Source organism: Cutibacterium porci, from assembly GCF_009696315.1.
GTDB classification, from domain to species: domain Bacteria; phylum Actinomycetota; class Actinomycetes; order Propionibacteriales; family Propionibacteriaceae; genus Cutibacterium; species Cutibacterium porci.
The window spans coordinates 131816-150217 of record NZ_VUMG01000005.1 but is presented as its reverse complement, the minus strand read 5'-3'; the positions used below and the strand labels follow the sequence as shown (position 1 = coordinate 150217).

Here is an 18402-nt window from a genome sequence, read left to right as displayed (position 1 = left end):
GGGTGGGGTCCAACACGCGCGTGTGCACACACCCACAAGACACGTGCACAGGGGACAGGGGGTGCCCCGCAACCCCCTCACCAACTCCAGACCCTCACTACCGAAACCCACCACCCCAACACCGCGATCGACACACCTCACACCATCGTTGATGCCACTCATACACCAGTAGACGCGTCACTAACCCGCAACATCACCACTCGGCCATCCCTGCGACACACCGAAACAAAACCCGCCTCCTGAAACAATTCCGCGGCCGGATTACCAGCATCAACGCCGACGCTGACCGACCTGATTCCGCTCCTACGGCAGGAGTCCAGGAGGCTTGCTAGCAGGTAGCTGCCGTGGCCTTTTCCACGGTGGTGAGGAGAGATCGCGATCGTCAATTCGGGGATCCCTGGGGCAACGAATCCGTAACCAGGGTCTGTTTCGGGAAGATCACGTATCCACGCGGCACCGATGGGGGTATTAGCGGCCAGACAGATCAGGCCTACCTGATCTGGCGTCCACCCGTTGATGTAATGAGCGATGGCTGGGCTCGTCCGGCATTCCTCGACGTCGAGTGGTCCGTTCACCCCGCCTGCTGCATGCCTGAGGGCATGGATCATGAGTGGTAGATCTGCTGGCGTTGCTCGTCTCGTCGTTGCCATGGCGTCAGAGTATCGACCGGTGACGACGGTGCTTGATAGGCCTGCAAGAATGGCTTTATGGCAACGAGCGCGAAACGTATCAGGGTGAGAAGGATCCCTCGGCGCTCGGCTCCTCGCGTCTTTGCGCGGGGGTGCTTGACTGTCCACTCCATTCTGCCATTTCCACTGTCGGGCTTACCCGTCACGTTCATTGGCTACTGCATCATTAATGGACTGGGTTTTCTTATCGACATGAGTCTATTGGCAGTGTTCTTCCGGGGAGTCAGACTGCCGTATCCAGTTTCGGTGTCTCTGGGTTATGGGCTATCCGCCATCTACTCGTTCTTTGTCAATAGATGGCTGAACTTTCAGTCCCATGGCAGCTTAGGTCGTCAAAGCGGTCGCTACGTCGTGACAATGGTGACTAATTACGTCTGCTTGACCCTTGGGCTGTCATCTTTGCTGGAATACGTTGGTGTTCATTTTGAGCTTGCCAGGCTGACTGCGGCGTGCATCGAGGGGCTTTACGTCTATGTGATGTTGAGCATTTGGGTGTTTCCGAAGTCCGGCAGACGACAATTGGTGTAAAAGGCAGTTCTTTCTGAACTTTCTGCGTGTGATGGTGGCATAGTGGTTGAGCCATCTTATGGAAGAAGGGGAGTATGTCTGACCTATCGAGCTCGTCAGCGTCAGCCCGACAGCCGGGTACCTCAATACGTGAATTGACGCTACGAGGCATAATCCTCGGCGGCCTCATGACGTTGGTTTTTACTGCGGCGAACGTCTATCTCGGGCTCAAGGTCGGTCTGACCTTTGCCACATCTATTCCGGCCGCCGTCATCTCAATGGCCGTATTGCGGCACTTTAAGGGACACTCGGTTGAAGAGAACAACATCGTCCAGACCATCGCTTCGGCGGCTGGAACCTTGTCGGCGATCATCTTCGTCCTCCCCGGCCTCATTATGGTTGGCTGGTGGACGGGATTTCCGTACTGGACCACCCTGGCTATCTGTCTGGTAGGCGGCGTCCTTGGCGTCATGTACTCGATTCCGTTACGCCGAGCCCTCGTCACTGGCTCAGACCTTCCCTACCCTGAGGGCGTTGCCGGAGCCGAGGTGCTTAAGGTCGGCGATTCGGCTGGTGCCGCAGAGGCCAACAAGGTGGGTCTGCGCGTTATCATCGTCGGGTCGCTCGTCTCAGCAGGGTACGCACTGTTGTCGGATCTCAAGCTTGTGAAGTCTGCCCTGACCAAACCCTTCAAAGCTGGTGATAGCAGCGGCTCGATGGTCGGTGTAAGCATGTCGATGGCCCTCATCGGCGTCGGTCACTTGGTTGGCGTCGCCGTTGCTGCAGCCATGCTCGTCGGTCTTATTATTTCGTATGGCGCGATTCTGCCGTGGCGGGTGTCGGGCAAGGTCGGTAGTGACCTCAGCGTCATCCAAGACGTTTTCTCCAGCGATGTTCGCTTCGTCGGTGCTGGCGCTATCGGTGTCGCAGCCATTTGGACCCTTATTAAAGTCATCGGGCCGATTACGAGGGGCATCAGCGATTCCATGCGGTCCTCCAAGACTCGCCACGAGGGCGGGGAGGTTCCGCTGACTGAGCGCGACCTGCCGATTTCTGTCGTCTTGACCGTCGTCCTGATCTCGATGATTCCGATTGGCTTGCTGCTGTGGGGGTTTGCCCGCGACATGGTCGTCTCGCGGTCTATGACCGGTGTCATTGTTGTGAGCTTGGTCTTCATTTTGTTGGTCGGTTTGGCCGTTGCTTCGGTGTGTGGCTACATGGCTGGCCTTATTGGCGCATCGAACAGCCCGATCTCTGGTGTCGGCATTCTTGTCGTCTTGGTAGCTGCGCTGCTCATTAAGCTCACGTATGGCACCGTGGGTGGCGATGAGACAGTCAAGCTCGTGGCCTACACCTTGTTCACCGCATCTATCGTCTTTGGTATCGCCACGATCTCGAATGACAATTTGCAGGACCTGAAAACAGGCCAGCTGGTCGGTTCGACGCCGTGGAAGCAGCAGATTGCGCTCATCATTGGCGTCATCTTTGGTTCAGCGATCATTCCGCCGGTGATGCAGCTCATGCAGACGGCCTTTGGTTTCCAAGGCGCTCCGGGTGCTGGCCCAGATGCTCTCCAGGCGCCGCAAGCTACTCTTATTTCCTCGCTCGCTACCGGTGTTTTCGGTGGGTCCCTTGACTGGGGACTTATGGGGATTGGTGCCTTGGTAGGTGTTGGCGTCATCGTCATTGACGAGATTCTCACTCACACCACCAAGAAGTTCTCCCTTCCGCCGCTCGCCGTCGGTATGGGCATGTACCTGCCGATGACGTTGTCCCTGACCATCCCGATTGGTGCTGCGCTCGGTTGGCTATTCGACAGGTGGGCCGCTCACACCAGCGGCGACGTCGAAGGTAAGAAGCGCACCGGCATCTTGCTGGCTACGGGCCTCATCGTCGGTGAGTCGATATTTGGCGTCATTTATGCCGCGATGATCGCAGCGGCAGGGTCCGAGGACGCTATCGCGATCGCGCCTGAGTCGTGGGACGGCGGTGCAGGGATTGTCGGCGTGATTATTTTCGTTGCTGCAATCGCGGCCCTGTACCAGTGGACCAAGCGCGAGGCGAAAGAGCGCGTCGAAGTCTGAGGATTACGGTAGCCGGGCAAGCTCCTCATCGGTCAGTGTGAGGTCGACGGCGTTGAGAGAGTCGAGAATCGTCTGGGAACGATGGGAGCCGGGAATCGGGATGACGTGCGGGCCTTGCTTGAGTTCCCACGCGAGGATGACCTGTGCCCGGCTGATGCCGCGCGCATCGGCGATACGCTGGAAAGCCGCGAATGCGTCTTCGTCGAGGGGACGACGGTATCCGCCCAGCGGGCTCCACGCCACAAAGGCCAGCCCCAACTCGCCGCACAACTCCATCTCTGGACGCGACGACATGAATCCTGGGGAGAACTGGTTCTGTACTGCTACGAGACGATCACCGAGGATGGCGTGGGCTAGCCGAATTTGGTCGGGGTTCGCGTTCGAGATGCCGGCAGTACGCGCCAAACCGTCATCCAGGATGCTGGCCAGGGTCTTCACCATGTCCTCGTAGTCAACTTTCGGGTCGGGACGGTGAAGGTAGAGCAGGTCGATCTGATCGGTGCGCAATGCTTCGGCTGACAGTTGGGCATCACGACGCAGCCGCTGGGGCGATCCATCGACGTCCCAGACGGCCTGCCCGGCGTCATTGAAGCAGCGGAAGTGTCCCACTTTGGTAGCAACCGAGATCGTCGAACGGTCACCCTCCCAGGACGCCAAAGCGTCGGCGACGAGTTTTTCGCCGTACTGTTCTTCGCCTCCCGCCTGGTAGTAGGCCCACGCCGTGTCGATATGAGTGCACCCGGCGTCGAGGACGTCGTGGAGGACCTTGATCGCGGCATCACGGTGGGGCCGGCCCTCAATAGATAGCGGCATCGAGCCGTACGCGATTGCTGACGTGCGGAAAGGTCCGATCTGGCGGTACTTCATGAATCTCCCTTCGTGGTGCTATCCATGATGCTCCGAGGGCGTGAAAGCTGCATCGTGGCGGTCAATCGTGCCGCGACCGGGTGGATCCGGGGCGCCGAGGAGAGCTCCGTCCTCACGAGTTGGCCAGGCACACCCCGGTGGCATGAACGGGGCAGTAGCCGGAGGGGTTTTCTTCGAGGTATTGCTGGTGCTCAGCTTCCGCGAGGTAGAACTCAACGCCGTTGGCCAGGGAGATTGCGGTGGTGATAGCCCCATAACCGGCGTTAAGTAGGTTGGCTTGGAAAGTGCCTTTAAGGGTGGTAGCTGCCATGAACTGCTCGGTGGTAGAACACCAGATCGCTGAGCGGTATTGGGTGCCCACGTCATTGCCCTGCCGCATTCCCTGAGTGGGGTCGTGGTTTTCAAAGAAGGCAGTGAGGATCGTCTCGGTCGAGACCTGGCTTGGATCGTAAGTCACCCGAACGGTTTCAGCGTGACCAGTCCTTCCGGTGCACACTTCACGGTAGGTGGGGTTTGGAGTGAATCCACCCATGTACCCGACGGCGGTCTGCAGCACCCCGTCGGTGGTCCAAAAGAGCTTTTTAGCTCCCCAAAAGCATCCCATGGCCAGATAGATCGTCTCTGAGCCTGAAAAGGAGCGATCGAGCCGGTCTCCGGTCACTCGGTGGAAAAACGGCATGACGAGTACAGGGGTATGACCCCCAGGAAGCGCGTTTTCCGGTGAGACGATGTCCGTTTTATTCATGCACCTTCTCCTGTCAGGTCAAATGTGTCGTCACGTCAACGAACCACCGTTGCGATCCATTCCTGTCCATCTCAAGGGGTGGTCCATGATCTGGTCCCAACTCTTCATTATGTGAGACTGTGTCACCGAAGTTCACCGCAGGAAAGGATCAACATGTCTGACCTCGCGCAGTCTGGTGCGACCGTTGCAGGTGGGGGGCGCACCACTGGGAAGCCACAGCGGCGTGAAAGTTTCACCGGGCGAGGTGCCTTTCTCATCGCTGCTATCGGTTCTGCGGTCGGATTGGGCAACATTTGGAGGTTCCCTTATGTTGCCTACAGCAATGGTGGCGGAGCTTTCGTTGTGCCTTATCTGGTGGCTCTGCTCACGGCTGGTATTCCGTTGTTGTTCCTCGACTACGCTGTCGGACACAAGTTCCGGGGCTCCCCGCCGATGGCGCTACGCCGTCTTAATAAGCGCATGGAGGCTATTGGGTGGTGGCAGACCCTCATTTGTTGGGTAATCGTCATCTACTACGCGGTCATCATTGCGTGGGCTATCCGTTACGTCGGATTCTCTGTGACGAAAGCGTGGGGAAACGACCCCGAGGGGTTCCTCACCGGCAGCTTCCTGCATGTGGCGAGCAACGTTGACGTCGAGTTTCACTTCGTGTCTGGCGTGTTCTGGCCGTTGTTGTTGCTGTGGCTTTTTGTGCTCGCCATCATGGCGACCGGCGTCGAGAAGGGCATTACCCGAGCATCGTGGGTATTCATGCCCCTACTCGCCGTGATGTTCATTGCATTGGTTATCGTCGCCCTCACGCTCGACGGTGCTTCACTCGGACTCAATGCGTTGTTTACTCCGTCATGGGCTGCTCTAGGCAACTATCAGGTGTGGATGGCCGCGTACGGGCAGATCTTTTTCTCGCTATCGGTTGGGTTCGGGATCATGGTGACCTACGCGTCCTACCTCAAGCCGAAGTCTGACCTGACGGGGTCTGGCTTGGTTGTGGGATTCGCGAACTCATCTTTTGAAATCCTTGCGGGTCTCGGTGTCTTCGCTGCCCTCGGATTCATGGCGACTGCATCCGGTAAGCCGGTGAGTGAGGTCGCTGGTTCGGGGATCGGGTTGGCCTTTATCGCTTTCCCACAGATCATCAGCCAAGCCGGTGCTGTCGGACCGATCCTGGGGGTGCTGTTCTTTGTTTCCCTGGTCTTTGCCGGCATTACCTCGATGATTAGTTTGCTCGAGGTTGTCATCGCTGCGTTCCGAGAGAAGACAGGTACGTCGCGTAAGGCGGCCACCTGGATCATCGGCGGAGTGACGGCCATCGCGTCGATCGTGTTGTTCCCGACGACGACGGGTCTCAATTTGCTTGACGTCACCGACCACTTCATTAACAACATCGGCATCGTGGGGGTTGCTCTGGTTGCGAGTTTGGTCATTTCCTGGGGGTTGCGGGCGTTGCCAGTGTTGCGCGATCACCTCAACGAGTACTCCTCGTTCAAGGTCAACAAGGTGTGGATGGCCCTGGTCAGCGTCGTCGCCCCGTTGGTGCTGTTGGGCCTGTGGATCACCGAGATCATCACTGTCGCGAACAAGGGATACGGCGGGATGCCGGGAAACTTCGTCGGGATTTTTGGCTGGGGAATGTCGGTTCTCGTCGTTGTCGTGGCGGTAGTGCTGTCACTCATTCCGTGGCCGCATCGCTCGGCGATTCATCATGAGCTCACCCAAGAAGAGGAGCTAGCTCGCGAAAACACCCACGACACCCAGGAAGGAGCACTGGTATGAGCGCATCAGCGATCGTCATGATGATCATTGCGATGGTGACGGTGTGGGGTGGACTCACCGCGTCGGCCATCTCGCTCTTCCATCATCCTGAACAAGACTGACGAGAAAGCTTGACACGAGGGCCCGGATCACTGAGACGTTAAATCCCAGTTGATGGGGTTGGCCCCTTGCTGTACAAGTAACTCATTCGTGCGGCTGAAGGGCCGGGACCCGAAGAAACCGTATCGGGCTGACATTGGGGACGGGTGCGAGGATTTCACAATAGGAACGTCGCCCAGCATGGGCTGGAGGGATTGCGCGTCGCGTCCCCACAAGATCGCGACGAGTGGACCGCCACGAGCTACCAGAGCCTCGATTGCCGTCTGGGTGACCTCTTCCCATCCCTTGCCTCGGTGAGAGGCTGGCCGCCCCGGCTGGACAGTCAGGCACCGGTTCAACAGCAGCACTCCTTGCTCAAACCAGTCGGTGAGATCACCGTGCTCACACGGTGCGATACCGAGGTCTGACTGCAACTCGGCGTAGATGTTTTGCAACGACCGTGGTAGCGGTCGGACGTCTCGCTCCACTGAAAAGCTCAGACCTACCGGATGCCCGGGGGTCGGGTAGGGATCCTGACCGACGATAAGCACGCGGACGTCAGCCATCGGGCGTGAGAAGGCACGCAGAATACGGTCACCATGAGGCAAAAATCCTCGACCAGCAGCCGTTTCTGCTCGCAGAAACATGCCCATATCGTGGATCCGGGGTTCTACACCTGCTAATGCTTCTGCCCAATCCGGTGCGACGAGTTCAGCAAGTGGACGAGCAACCACGGTGGCCTCCAGGAGAAAACATACGGATAACATGCATGACGCTACCCTGTGATCACCTGGAGCCCCAGCTCCGTCACACTATTCCGGAAGGGACCCATGAAGTTCTTTAACTCGGGTAGGAAGACCCCCACACCGCCGCTGGCGTCCTCGCGCAGTGGAGTTGACGATGACACGGTTACCCCTACCTCTAATTCCGAGGTTGCTCAGACGACGCGCCAGCCAATGTCGGCTCCCGTCGAGGACGTCCCCAGTGGCCTGCGCACCGCTGCCGGCTGGTGCTGGCGGATACTCATCATTGCGGCCTTCGTTTATGGCCTCTACCAAGTTCTCCACGCAGCCTCTGAGGTGTCTGTACCAGTAGCGGTGGCGATCATGCTTACGGCCGCTATGTGGCCGCTCGCAAATTGGTTGTCGCGGCATCACATCCATCGTGGCATCGCTTCGGGTATCTGCTTATTGCTCCTTATTATCGTCGTTGGCGGGATATTTACCCTTGTTGGGGCCCAAATTGCCATGCAGTGGCGTGAGTTGGGCAACCAAAGCGTCGCCAGTTTTCAACAGGCTCTGCGGTGGCTGTCCCAGAGCCCGCTACACACTAATGAGGCTCAGCTCAATGACCTCATGCACAAGGCTGAAGCAGCCATGTCAGGGTCCCAGGGGCGCATCGCCTCGGCCGCAGCGGCAGCTGGCACCCAGATTGGGCGGTTTGGCGCCGGCCTTGTCATGGCGCTATTTGCAACGTTCTTTTTCGTTTACGAAGGCGACAAATTGGCCGAGAAGTCAGCGATCCTCGTCCCGCGCGAGCACCGCGGCAAGATCCTTGACGCCGCGAAGCGCGGCTGGGTTGCGCTGGTCGCCTATGTGCGCGCTGCGGTCATTGTCGCATTTGTTGACGGTCTGGGCGCTGGGATCGGTGCCGCCATTATCGGGTCGTCAATGTCAGTAGCGATCGGCGCTCTGACCTTTATCTTGGCCTTCGTCCCCATTGTTGGTGCGTTGACAGCGGGTGTCGTCGCCGTCGGTGTGGTGCTGGTGACCCTTGGCTTCTTCAAGGCCGTCATCATGCTTATCGTCTTCGTCGCCGTCATGCAGATCGAAGGACACGTCCTACAGCCCTTCCTGCTAGGTAAGGCCGTTTCCATCCATCCGCTCATCGTGCTGCTCGGCATCGCTGTCGGCGCCATCATCTCCGGTATCGTCGGTGCTCTATTCGCCATCCCGATCGTCGCATTTGGAGTGGCTTTCATTAAAGCCTTGAATCCGGAGACCCCGGCGAGCGAGCTTCCGCCTGACCACGATGACCTGGCTGCTGAGCATACGTGATCATTGACGTGTTGGAACCTCCCGTAAAGTTGATGCTATGAGCGCTGACATCACCGCCATCCTCGAGGACCTTGCTGCCGGGAGGATTGACACTGCCGAGGCGAACCGCCGTATCGCCGCCGCCGGACAAGCACAGGGAACTACGAGCGGCCCCGATGATGGACCGGGCCCTCGACACCGGGCTACTGAGGACGAAACATCCGAATCTCAGAGCGGTCCGCTGGGTGGGTTTACGATTCCGCCAGAGGCGAGGGAAGGGCTTCGGTCCGCATGGCGTGTCGTGTCTGGCATGGCAGAGACTGTGGGGGAAACGGTCGCTTCGACGATGTCGCCGGGGCCGCGTCGAGCCAGTGGAGGAGACGATCCGGAGAAAAACGTCGATGCGGCGACGGATGTGGACGCAATTCGAATTAACTGTAGTGGTCGTCGCATTCGACTGGTTGGGGACCGATCATTGTCGGGTGTGCAGATCGAGGGCAAGCACACTCGTCGGCGCATTGGACGGATCATCGAGGTCGGGATTGACGGGCATCTGGCTCCCGACTTCGGCGTTCTCAAGCGATTCCGTCTCCCGACCGATATGGATGGGGTGAAGGATCTGGGCCTTGGCCGTGAAGTGACGGTCCGGGTACACCCTGACCTTCCTGTCGATATCGAACTGTCTGGTGGCTCGCTGCGCGCCAGCGGGATCGAGAAGTTCGGGCGGGTGCGTGTTACTGCTGGCGTTACCGAGATCGACGGAGTACATCAGATTGAGGATGGACTCTTTCAGGCCGGAAATGCCAGCATTACCGGATGCATCGATACCGGGCGTTCCCAAATCCGCGTCGAATCGGGAAATCTCAGCATCAGGCTGGCAGGTGCTTCCAACGTGTCAGTGCGAGGCAAGGCACAGACTGGCATGATCTCGTGGCCTGAAGGCGGCGAGGTTGACGAGTACGTGGTGGGCAACGGGTCTGCCCGCCTCGACCTTTCCTGCTTAGTTGGGCGGATTGCTGTCCGCGCGATGTGAGGATACTCGGCAGAACACTGTGAGGGCAGGGTGTTCAGCACCCTGCCCTCACCATGATGAACGATGCGGCGATGAGCGTCACTCTTCGAATGGCTCGACGTCAAGGATCGTCACCTTAATCGTCTTGCCATTGGGGGCCTTGTACTCGGTTGACTCGCCTTTCGAATGGCCCAAAATGGCACCTCCAAGGGGAGATTGCGGCGAATACACGGAGATGTCGACGGAATCGTCAAGGCCCATCACCTGGCGCGATCCGAGCAGGAAAGTGTCGGTATCGGACGGGTCGTCGAAGTAGCAGACCGTTACCTTGGACCCCGGCACGACCTCATCGGAGGAGGACGGAGCCTCACCCACTTCAGCGTTGCGCAGCATCTGCTCGAGTTGACGGATGCGGGCCTCGGCTTGTCCTTGCTCCTCCCGGGCAGCGTGATAGCCGCCGTTTTCAGACAGGTCGCCCTCCGAACGGGCGTCGGCAATCTTGTTGGCTATAACGGTGCGGCCTTCGCCTTTGAGGTACTCCAGCTCCTGGGTGAGCTTGTCGAAAGCCTCTTGGGTCAGCCACACAGTATCTTCAGACTCAGGCATTCGATTATCTTACCGCGACAGTCACCTCATCGGTCCACACTTCTGGAGCTCAGCGGTGACAGCGCGGGAAAACGTTTTGACACTGGTGTGGATAGTTTCATCCTTTGAGGCGCTTGCCGGGAAGGTTACCGTCGTCTCTCCGACGCGGACATGGTCGGCCCCGGTGGCAACCAGGGTGCACGAGCCTGCGACGGATGGGTCGGGGCGGTGAAGATTGATGGTGACGTCGACGCGGGTATCGGAGACCGCCTGGTAGCCGTGCAAGCTGGCACGGATCGGTTGGTCGGCGTGATAGAGCCCCGCCCACACCGTCCACCCGATAAGGATTGCCGCGAGCACGATGTTGAGAATGATCCACGGTGCTCGGCGAGGCTTGGGGTAACGGTTCGCGATGCGCTCACGAGCTGCATCGTTGAGGGAGGGATCATGGCTTGGGGTTGGCACGTGGCCCATTCTGCCTTAGGGCGTAAGCTGACGGCATGACAGTTCTTGCAGCCCAACTCGTGAGTACCGGCCTCGCCAACTTCTTGTGCTGCCTCGTTTTGGCTGTCTTTGGCGTCGTCGCGTGGATTAGCATTCGCCGCAACATTCGCGGTATCGACTTCGATGAGGTTCCCTGCGGCCCTGCCCTCAAAGAGGGGCATGGAGAGGACGCCAATAACGGTCTTAAGAGCCGATGAATTGAGCCGGTGGCCGAGGACGGGGTTGTCCTCGTAGGCTGGCTACTATGCCCAACCACCTTGGCGAGTCCACTAGCCCGTATCTCATCCAGCACGCTGCGAACCCCGTTGATTGGTTCCCGTGGGGAAAGGAAGCGTTTGACGAGGCACATCGTCGGGATGTGCCCGTCATGGTTTCGGTAGGGTACTCGAGCTGCCACTGGTGCCACGTCATGGCCCTAGAGTCCTTTTCGGATCCTGAGGTGGCCGAGGTCATCAACGCCAACGTTGTCTCCGTCAAGGTCGATCGCGAGGAGCATCCCGAGGTTGACGCGGCGTTGATGCAGGTAACCCTGGCAATGACCGGGCAAGGAGGCTGGCCCAACACCGTGTTCCTGACTCCTCAGGGCAAGCCATTCTTCGCTGGCACCTATTTTCCGCCGGTGCGTCGTGGCGGACTTCCGGGGTTTGTCGAGCTCGTCGAAGCCCTCGGCGGGGCGTGGCGAGAGCGTCGCGATGAGGTGGTGTCCTCTGCAGAAGCGATTGTCGAGCACCTGCGCCCCGTCGGGAAGGCACCTGACGTCGCCAGGCCGATTGCCGGTGAGCTCATCGACGCCGTCGGAACTGACTACGACATCGTTCACGGCGGATTCGGAGGGCCGACGAAATTCCCCAATGCGACGCTGATTGATGCCTTGCTCGTTAAGGGCGACCCAACCAGCCTCGACATGGCTCAAAACACCTGCGAGCATTTGGTCCGAGGCGGCATCTTCGACCACGTCGGTGGCGGGTTTCACCGTTACTCGACTGACTCCCAATGGGTGGTGCCGCACTTCGAGAAAATGCTTTACGATAATGTTCTGTTACTAGGAACGATGGCGCGCTGTTGGCGTCGCACTGCCGACCATGACCCTGATCGCCGTGATCTGTACTCCCACGCTGCTCGTCGTACCGTCGGATGGCTCAACCGGGAGATGCGGTTGCCAAACGGCTTGTATGCCGCAGGCTTAGACGCCGACTCTGATGATGCTGCTGGGCACACGCGTGAGGGCATTTATTACCTGTGGAATCAGGATGTCATTACTGACGCCCTAGGCTCTGACGAAGCCGAATGGTTGCGCCCGCTCGTGCATCTTGAACCCCTTGATGACGACGGTCTGGGCACTCTTCAGCTGCGGGGGCGCGTCGAATGGGAGCGCGTAAACGCAGACATGGACATCCTGCTCGACGCGCGAGGCCGTCGCAGTGCCCCGGCTCGTGATGAGAAAGCGGTCACCGCGTGGAATGCCATGCTCGTTGACGGTCTCGTCGAGGCCGGCATGATCCTGCGCGAGTGGTCGTGGGTGCAACAGGCCAGAGACGTGGCTGACTCGTTGTGGACGGCGCATTGGAATGACGGTGAGTTGTTGCGCACATCGTTCCATGATCGTCCGGGAACTTCTGCAGTGTGCGAAGACTACGCCTGGATTGGGTTGTCCTTTGCTGGTTTGGCCGGTGCGACGGGAGAGTCGGTGTGGCTGCAGCGCGCCGTTGACATAGTTGACCAGGCCGTGACCCGCTTTAGCGCTGCCGACGGTAGTTTTCTCGATGCTGAGGATTCACCCTTGCTCACGGTGCCCGCCCATACACTCACCGACGACGCTTGTCCCAGCCCAACTGCCGTCATGGTGATGGCCCTGCGCCGAGTGGGCCTGATGGCTGAACGTGCCGACTTCGTCGAGCGTGCCGACCGAGCCTCCGCAGCTCTCCTGCCCGTGGTAGCTGCGACGCCGCGATTTGCCGGTTGGGGCCTGGCAGACTTCCTCATCGCAGACGAAGCTCGTCGCGGTCTCAAGCCGGCTGGAATCGTCATAGCGGATACCACCGATGAGCCTGGTGACCTGGCCGCGGCTGCGTGGCGTATGGCTCCGGCGGGGTCGGCGATTATGCGTCGGGTCGACGGAGGCGCTGATTTTGGCACCTGGTTTTACGGGCGTACCCCGCGGGATGGCCAACCGACCTGTTGGGTGTGCCGTGGCACGGTGTGTTTTGAGCCGGTCAGTGACTATTTAGACCTTAAAGAACCGCTCTGGCGACGAGTCTAAAACGGTGCCCCCAGCGGGATCAGCGACCGTAGCGCCGCTCCCGCTGGGTAAAAGAGCGTAGCGCTCGCAGGAAATCGACCTTACGAAAATCGGGCCACAACGCTTCGCAAAAGTAGAATTCTGAGTGGGCGCTTTGCCACATAAGGAACCCGGATAGGCGCTGCTCTCCTGAGGTGCGAATAATGAGGTCGGGGTCGGGCTGGCCACGGGTATACAGATGGTCCCCGATCTGGTCGATTTCTAGTGTTTGGGCTAATTCGGCCAGGCTGGTGCCCTTTTCTGCTTCTTCGGCCAGTAGGGAACGGACGGCGTCACGCAGCTCATGACGGCCGCCGTAAGCCACTGCAACATTGATATGCATGCCGACGTGCCTGGCCGAGGTGCGATCGGCCCGGCATAGCGACTCGGCCATATCCTTAGGAAGAAGGTCAAGGTCCCCAACAGCCTGGACCCGCCACCGTGAATTGGTTGCTAACGAGTCGACGAGGGATTCAATGACCTTGAGGAGCGGTCCGAGCTCGCCAGTTTCGGCGCGCTGCAGATTGTCGGTCGACAGCACCCACAGGGTGATGATCGGGATGCCGACGGCATCGCACCAGGTACAAAACTCCCTGAGGCGGTCGGCTCCCGCCTCATAACCGGCCACCAAGGGCTCTCCTGGAGCATTGAGTCGGGCCCAGCGACGGTTACCGTCAGCTAGGACTGCGACGTGTTGAGGTAGACGGCTGCGATCTAGTTGGTCAAGGAGACGTGCCTCGTAGGTGGTGTACAACAGGCCGGACGGATGCATACGGTCGAGGGTCTCGCTGACCTTCGACAAGCGGTGGTCCAGGCTGCTCATAGGTCCAGAGTAGTCAGTGCTAGACAGAATCGTTCGATAGCCCGCGCTATGAGGTGAAATCGCGTCGTGAATACAGGGCACGGTAGGCTGGATTCGCAAACCTACCGAACCGTAGGTTTTGCGGTAGCGAGGGGAGGACGACCTATGACGACCGGGTTCAGCAGAAAGGCCACGGATCGTGGTTCACGGCTCCCCAAACCGCGGCTGCGTGGCTGGGTGCATACCGTCATGGCCCCGCTGATGTTGTTAGCTGGGGTTGGCCTCATGATTGCCACGCCGACGTGGGGAAACCGATTTGCCGTCGGGATCTGGATGCTGACTGGCTTGGAGTTGTTCGGAAACTCGGCTATCTACCACCGAGTGCCGTGGCGCGCGAAAGTTAAGGACGTCTTGCGGCGCGTCGATCACGCCAACATTGCAGTGTTTATTGCCGGCACGTACACCCCCCTGGCAGCTGGCCTAACCACCGGCGCGTCCCGCGTGATGTTGTTGTCGATAATTTGGGTTTGCGCGCTGTTAGGGGTGGCGTTCCGATTCGTGTGGAACGGGGTGCCGCGATGGGCCTCGACAGTGCTTTACATCGTCATGGGATGGACGGCGCTGTGGTGGCTTCCCCAGTTCTGGCGCGCTGGCGGGCCAGCGGTCGTCATCCTGATACTCGTCGGCGGGGTGTTCTATACCGTCGGAGCAGTCGCCTACGCCCGCCAGCGGCCAAACCCATCGCCTACCTGGTTTGGATTCCACGAGGTCTTTCACAGCTGCACGGCGGTGGCGGCGATCTGTCACGCTGTTGCCATCGGACTTGCCGTCATCTGACCAGCGGGTGAACTCTGGGCGAATGGGAGAAGAGGTCGCTTCGACGCCACCGCACGGCCTCTACATTTGATGTCAGAGGGGCCGCTTTCGACGCCTCGACGACGTTTCCTTCCTCGATGCGACCTCTCATGTCACGGGAGGTATTCGTGTCCGTCCGTCCAGAAGGCTCCGAACGAGCCCACAGCCCGATTCCGGAGGCACCCGAGGGGAGGCGAACCTACGTCATCGACACCTCGGTGCTGCTGTCTGACCCCCGCGCTCTGCTCAATTTTGCCGAGCATGAGGTGGTTGTGCCGATCGTCGTCATTACCGAGCTGGAGGGTAAGCGCCATCACCCCGAGCTGGGGCACTTTGCCCGTGCGGCGCTGCGCATCCTCGACCGGTTGAGACTCGACAATGGCGGCCTCGTCGGGCCAGTGCCGGTCAATGACGAGGGAGGCGTGCTGCTCGTCGAGCTCAATCATTCGGACCCGACGTGTCTGCCCGATGGTTTTCGGCTGGGGGATAACGACACTCGTATCCTGGCCGTTGCGCAAAATTACCGACTCGCTGGGCACTCAGTCGTGTTGGTGACGAAGGACTTGCCGCTGCGCGTCAAAGCGTCGGCGATTGGCCTGGAAGCCGAGGAATACCGCCACGAGCTCGTCCCCGGTAGTGGGTGGACCGGCATGGTGAACCTCGATGTGCCCGATGAGATGATCTCGACTCTTTATGAGGAAGGGAGCGTCGTCGACTCGGTTTTTGATGAAATCCCGGTGCACGCCGGATTGGTATTGGAGGGCCCGAATGGAACAGCGTTGGCTCGGCGGATGCCCGATGCGTCTGCCCGTCTTATCCCCAACGATCAGGAAGCGTTCGGGATCCGTGGCCGTTCTGCTGAACAGCGAGTGGCACTCGACATGTTGCTCGACCCCCAGGTCGGAATCGTCTCGATGGGAGGGCGAGCTGGAACAGGAAAATCGGCCCTCGCCCTATGCGCAGGCCTTGAGGCAGTGATGGAGCGTCAGCTCCACAAAAAGGTCATGGTCTTTCGCCCGCTCTACGCTGTTGGTGGCCAAGATTTGGGCTACTTGCCCGGCGACGAGGGGGAAAAGATGGCCCCGTGGGGGCAAGCGGTCCTCGACACCCTTACCAGCGTGACGAATAACTACGTCATCGAAGAGGTGATGTCTCGGGGGATGCTTGAGATTTTGCCACTGACACACATCCGAGGTCGGTCGCTGCACGACGCCTTCGTCATCGTCGATGAAGCTCAGTCTCTGGAACGCAACGTGTTGCTCACGGTGCTTTCTCGAATTGGCCAGAATTCGCGAGTGGTGCTTACCCACGACGTCGCCCAACGTGACAACCTACGCGTTGGTCGTTATGACGGGGTGGCAGCGGTCGTCGAGAGGCTGCGAGGCCACGACCTGTTTGGGCATGTCACCTTGACTCGCTCGGAGCGGTCCCCGATCGCGGCTTTGGTGACATCAATGATGGAGGACATGGTTGCCTGAAATCGTCTGAGGCGACGGCGAGGGCTGCATCTGCAACAATCGAGAGGTGCCACGCAATTCCAGAGCCGGTGTCAAGGACATGTTTTTGTCCTTGGCGGTCATTCTCATCCCGGTGTTGCTCATCGTGTGGTTCTTTACCAGAACCCCCGACGAGCCCAACATCCAGCAGGTCGATTGGACGTCGATGACGGCTTCGGCACGGTCCCATGCGCGATACCCGGTGTTGGCTCCGGCGGTGGTTCCAGAGGATTGGCGACCGACGAAGGCCCGATATGCCAACAGAGGAGATCGTTGGGTTGGCAACACCATCTCTGCGGGAAACCGCTGGGAGTTGGGATTCTTGACAAGCCAGAACGTTTACCTAGCGGTGAATCAGTCCGACGAACCTCGTCGGGCGTTTGTGGCAGCCGTGACGAGATCGGCTACAGAGGACGGCAAAGTCACAGTCGGTCGATACACCTGGGTGAAGATGGTCAGTCCGGATGGTCGCACCCGCGCCCTAACGACGACAATTGGCTCCTCAACGGCGGTGATCGTCGCAGATGCAGAGTATCCGGTACTCACCGACTTTGCGCAGATGCTGACGACGTCCTGATTTTTCGACCGCTCAACGTCAGGACTGCGAAGCATCGACGTCGGATCGGGCTGCGTCGATGCGGGCTCGTGCCCCGGCGAGCCAGGATTGGCAGATATCGGCTAGCTTCTCGCCGCGCTCCCACAACGTCATAGTCTCGGCCAAGGAGATCCCGCCAGATTCGAGTCGAGTGACGATTCCGACGAGCTCGTCGCGGGCAGCCTCGTAAGGGATGTCCGGCTCTTCAGAAACCGCATCAGGGATGGTGTCGCTCATGAGTCCTCCTGGGGCGTGGGTTGGTTTGGCGTACGACGATCGAGGGAATTGACGGTGACGCCGAGAGTACCGTCAGATAGGTAGACTGAAAGGTTTGCGCCTGTATCAGTGTCATCGACTGACGTAATGGAGCCGCCGTCAGAATCGGCGAGGATGGCGTAGCCGCGATCCAAGGTGGCCTTGGGCGACATTGCTCGCACGCGCTCTAACATGTGGCTGACATCGCGGCTCTCGGCGTCCAGGGCACGATTCGTCGCAAGACGCAGACGCTGCAACGTAGAGTCGAGTTTTTCCACCGCAATATCGAGGGTCGCTGCCGGATTGACCATGACCGGGCGTGAACGGATGTGAGCAAGGTGGGTCATCTCGACGTCGATGAACCGTGTGACGCTTTGGCGAAGCCGCGTTCTGGCTATCGTGACAGCTTGGGATTCTTCAGCGGCGTCCGGGACGATCAGCTTGCCGGCGTCGGTGGGTGTCGATGCGCGCAGGTCTGCGACGAGATCGAGAATCGGATTGTCTCGTTCATGGCCGATGGCTGATACGACGGGTGTCCGAGTGGCGTAAACCGCTCTGACTAGGGCTTCGTCGCTGAAGGGGAGGAGGTCCTCTAGCGACCCACCTCCCCGGGCGATGACGATGACGTCAACCGTAGGGTCTGCGTCAAGGCCGGCAAGGGCGGCGATGAGCTGATGGGCCGCCATCGGTCCTTGCACCAGGGTGTTACGGATGACGAATCGGGCGGCGGGCCAGCGCAACGTGGCATGACGCTGAACGTCGCGCTCAGCATCGGAGCCAGCCCCTGTGATGAGTCCGATGCCGCGCGGCAGAACGGGAATCGGCTTATGGAGGGTGACGTCGAAGAGCCCCTCGGCTTCGAGCAGGCGCCTGCGTCGTTCTAGCTGGGCGAGGAGCTGGCCTTCTCCGGTCGGGGTGATCTCGGAGATTTCAAAGGAAAGCTTGCCGGTGCGTGACCACACTGTTGGTCGGATGAGGGCGGTAACCGTCATTCCAGACTCGATTGGTCCAGCGGCGTCAAGGACGCGACGGTGGCATGTGCCGCTAGCTGAGATTTCTTCGGTGGGGTCGCGCAACGTGAGGAACTGTGTTGGGCCGGAGCGCCTGGCGACCTCAATGACCTGGGCTTGCACCCAGACGGCACCGCAGCGTTCCACCCACCCTTTGACAGCATTGACGACCCACGCAAGTGAGCGCGGATTGTCGGCGGTACTCGGCTCGGCCATGAGGCAACGCTAGCC

The 18402-nt window shown here is 59.6% G+C and carries 20 protein-coding genes; 11 read left to right on the top strand and 9 right to left on the bottom strand.

Annotation, left to right across the window (positions count from 1 at the left end):
* Positions 1-158 precede the first annotated feature (158 nt).
* Positions 159-650 carry a GNAT family N-acetyltransferase gene (locus FYJ43_RS11835; protein ID WP_154565126.1) on the bottom strand — a complete coding sequence of 164 codons (492 nt, stop codon included), beginning with the start codon at positions 648-650 and terminating at the stop codon, positions 159-161.
* A 135-nt stretch (positions 651-785) separates the two neighbouring features.
* On the opposite strand from FYJ43_RS11835, the gene FYJ43_RS11830 reads away from it, so the two are divergent.
* Together FYJ43_RS11830 and FYJ43_RS11825 are read left to right on the top strand one after the other, a co-directional pair.
* Positions 786-1217, top strand: a complete 432-nt coding sequence (locus FYJ43_RS11830) for a GtrA family protein (protein WP_154565188.1) — start codon at positions 786-788, stop codon at positions 1215-1217.
* Between the two features lie 134 nt (positions 1218-1351).
* The gene (locus FYJ43_RS11825) at positions 1352-3280 is read left to right on the top strand and encodes an OPT family oligopeptide transporter (protein WP_195839996.1); all 1929 of its coding nucleotides are present in this window, start codon (positions 1352-1354) and stop codon (positions 3278-3280) included.
* Between the two features lie 3 nt (positions 3281-3283).
* On the opposite strand, the gene FYJ43_RS11820 is transcribed toward FYJ43_RS11825, so the two are convergent.
* On the bottom strand, positions 3284-4147 hold the full coding sequence (locus FYJ43_RS11820) for an aldo/keto reductase (RefSeq protein ID WP_154565122.1): 864 nt from the start codon (positions 4145-4147) through the stop codon (positions 3284-3286).
* Between the two features lie 112 nt (positions 4148-4259).
* Positions 4260-4892, bottom strand: coding sequence for a peptide-methionine (S)-S-oxide reductase MsrA (gene msrA, locus FYJ43_RS11815; protein ID WP_154565120.1), 633 nt, complete (start codon positions 4890-4892; stop codon positions 4260-4262).
* A 153-nt stretch (positions 4893-5045) separates the two neighbouring features.
* Between msrA and FYJ43_RS11810 the strand changes: the two genes are divergently transcribed.
* Together FYJ43_RS11810 and FYJ43_RS11805 are read left to right on the top strand one after the other, a co-directional pair.
* Positions 5046-6665, top strand: coding sequence for a sodium-dependent transporter (locus FYJ43_RS11810; RefSeq protein WP_154565118.1), 1620 nt, complete (start codon positions 5046-5048; stop codon positions 6663-6665).
* On the top strand, positions 6662-6766 hold the full coding sequence (locus FYJ43_RS11805; protein WP_154565116.1) for a methionine/alanine import family NSS transporter small subunit: 105 nt from the start codon (positions 6662-6664) through the stop codon (positions 6764-6766). Before FYJ43_RS11810 ends, FYJ43_RS11805 begins: the two co-directional genes overlap by 4 nt.
* Positions 6767-6793: 27 nt before the next feature.
* On the opposite strand, the gene FYJ43_RS11800 is transcribed toward FYJ43_RS11805, so the two are convergent.
* On the bottom strand, positions 6794-7510 hold the full coding sequence (locus FYJ43_RS11800; protein ID WP_154565114.1) for a uracil-DNA glycosylase: 717 nt from the start codon (positions 7508-7510) through the stop codon (positions 6794-6796).
* A gap of 189 nt (positions 7511-7699) precedes the next feature.
* Between FYJ43_RS11800 and FYJ43_RS11795 the strand changes: the two genes are divergently transcribed.
* On the top strand, positions 7700-8800 hold the full coding sequence (locus tag FYJ43_RS11795) for an AI-2E family transporter (protein WP_195839995.1): 1101 nt from the start codon (positions 7700-7702) through the stop codon (positions 8798-8800).
* A gap of 37 nt (positions 8801-8837) precedes the next feature.
* A complete protein-coding gene (locus tag FYJ43_RS12385; RefSeq protein WP_154565112.1) occupies positions 8838-9812 on the top strand; it encodes a DUF4097 family beta strand repeat-containing protein in 975 nt (324 codons plus the stop codon).
* Positions 9813-9890: 78 nt separating this feature from the next.
* Here the strand turns inward: FYJ43_RS12385 and greA are convergent, their stop codons facing one another.
* Both greA and FYJ43_RS11780 read right to left on the bottom strand, forming a co-directional pair.
* Entirely contained in the window at positions 9891-10397 is a 507-nt protein-coding gene (gene greA / locus FYJ43_RS11785; protein WP_154565110.1) for a transcription elongation factor GreA, read from the bottom strand.
* A 21-nt stretch (positions 10398-10418) separates the two neighbouring features.
* On the bottom strand, positions 10419-10850 hold the full coding sequence (locus FYJ43_RS11780; RefSeq protein WP_154565108.1) for a DUF4307 domain-containing protein: 432 nt from the start codon (positions 10848-10850) through the stop codon (positions 10419-10421).
* A gap of 26 nt (positions 10851-10876) precedes the next feature.
* Here FYJ43_RS11780 and FYJ43_RS11775 point away from each other — a divergent pair, with 26 nt between their 5' ends.
* A complete protein-coding gene (locus FYJ43_RS11775) occupies positions 10877-11077 on the top strand; it encodes a GNAT family acetyltransferase (protein ID WP_154565106.1) in 201 nt (66 codons plus the stop codon).
* Between the two features lie 47 nt (positions 11078-11124).
* Positions 11125-13140 (top strand): thioredoxin domain-containing protein, encoded by a 2016-nt coding sequence (locus tag FYJ43_RS11770; RefSeq protein ID WP_154565104.1) that lies wholly within the window; start codon positions 11125-11127, stop codon positions 13138-13140.
* 19 nt (positions 13141-13159) lie between these two features.
* Here the strand turns inward: FYJ43_RS11770 and FYJ43_RS11765 are convergent, their stop codons facing one another.
* Complete coding sequence (locus FYJ43_RS11765; RefSeq protein ID WP_154565102.1) at positions 13160-13981, bottom strand: isoprenyl transferase; 822 nt, start codon at positions 13979-13981, stop codon at positions 13160-13162.
* A 144-nt stretch (positions 13982-14125) separates the two neighbouring features.
* Here FYJ43_RS11765 and trhA point away from each other — a divergent pair, with 144 nt between their 5' ends.
* The 3 genes from trhA (at position 14126) to FYJ43_RS11750 (ending at position 16888) form a co-directional block, all read left to right on the top strand.
* Positions 14126-14797 carry a PAQR family membrane homeostasis protein TrhA gene (gene trhA, locus FYJ43_RS11760; protein WP_154565100.1) on the top strand — a complete coding sequence of 224 codons (672 nt, stop codon included), beginning with the start codon at positions 14126-14128 and terminating at the stop codon, positions 14795-14797.
* Positions 14798-14913: 116 nt separating this feature from the next.
* Positions 14914-16293: a PhoH family protein gene (locus tag FYJ43_RS11755; protein WP_154565098.1), complete on the top strand. Its 1380-nt coding sequence runs from the start codon at positions 14914-14916 to the stop codon at positions 16291-16293.
* 79 nt (positions 16294-16372) lie between these two features.
* Entirely contained in the window at positions 16373-16888 is a 516-nt protein-coding gene (locus tag FYJ43_RS11750; protein WP_154565184.1) for a DUF4245 domain-containing protein, read from the top strand.
* A gap of 18 nt (positions 16889-16906) precedes the next feature.
* Here FYJ43_RS11750 and FYJ43_RS11745 read toward each other — a convergent pair whose 3' ends face one another.
* Both FYJ43_RS11745 and xseA read right to left on the bottom strand, forming a co-directional pair.
* Positions 16907-17143, bottom strand: coding sequence for an exodeoxyribonuclease VII small subunit (locus tag FYJ43_RS11745; RefSeq protein WP_154565096.1), 237 nt, complete (start codon positions 17141-17143; stop codon positions 16907-16909).
* On the bottom strand, positions 17140-18387 hold the full coding sequence (gene xseA, locus FYJ43_RS11740; protein WP_154565094.1) for an exodeoxyribonuclease VII large subunit: 1248 nt from the start codon (positions 18385-18387) through the stop codon (positions 17140-17142). Before xseA ends, FYJ43_RS11745 begins: the two co-directional genes overlap by 4 nt.
* Between the last annotated feature and the right edge of the window lie 15 nt (positions 18388-18402).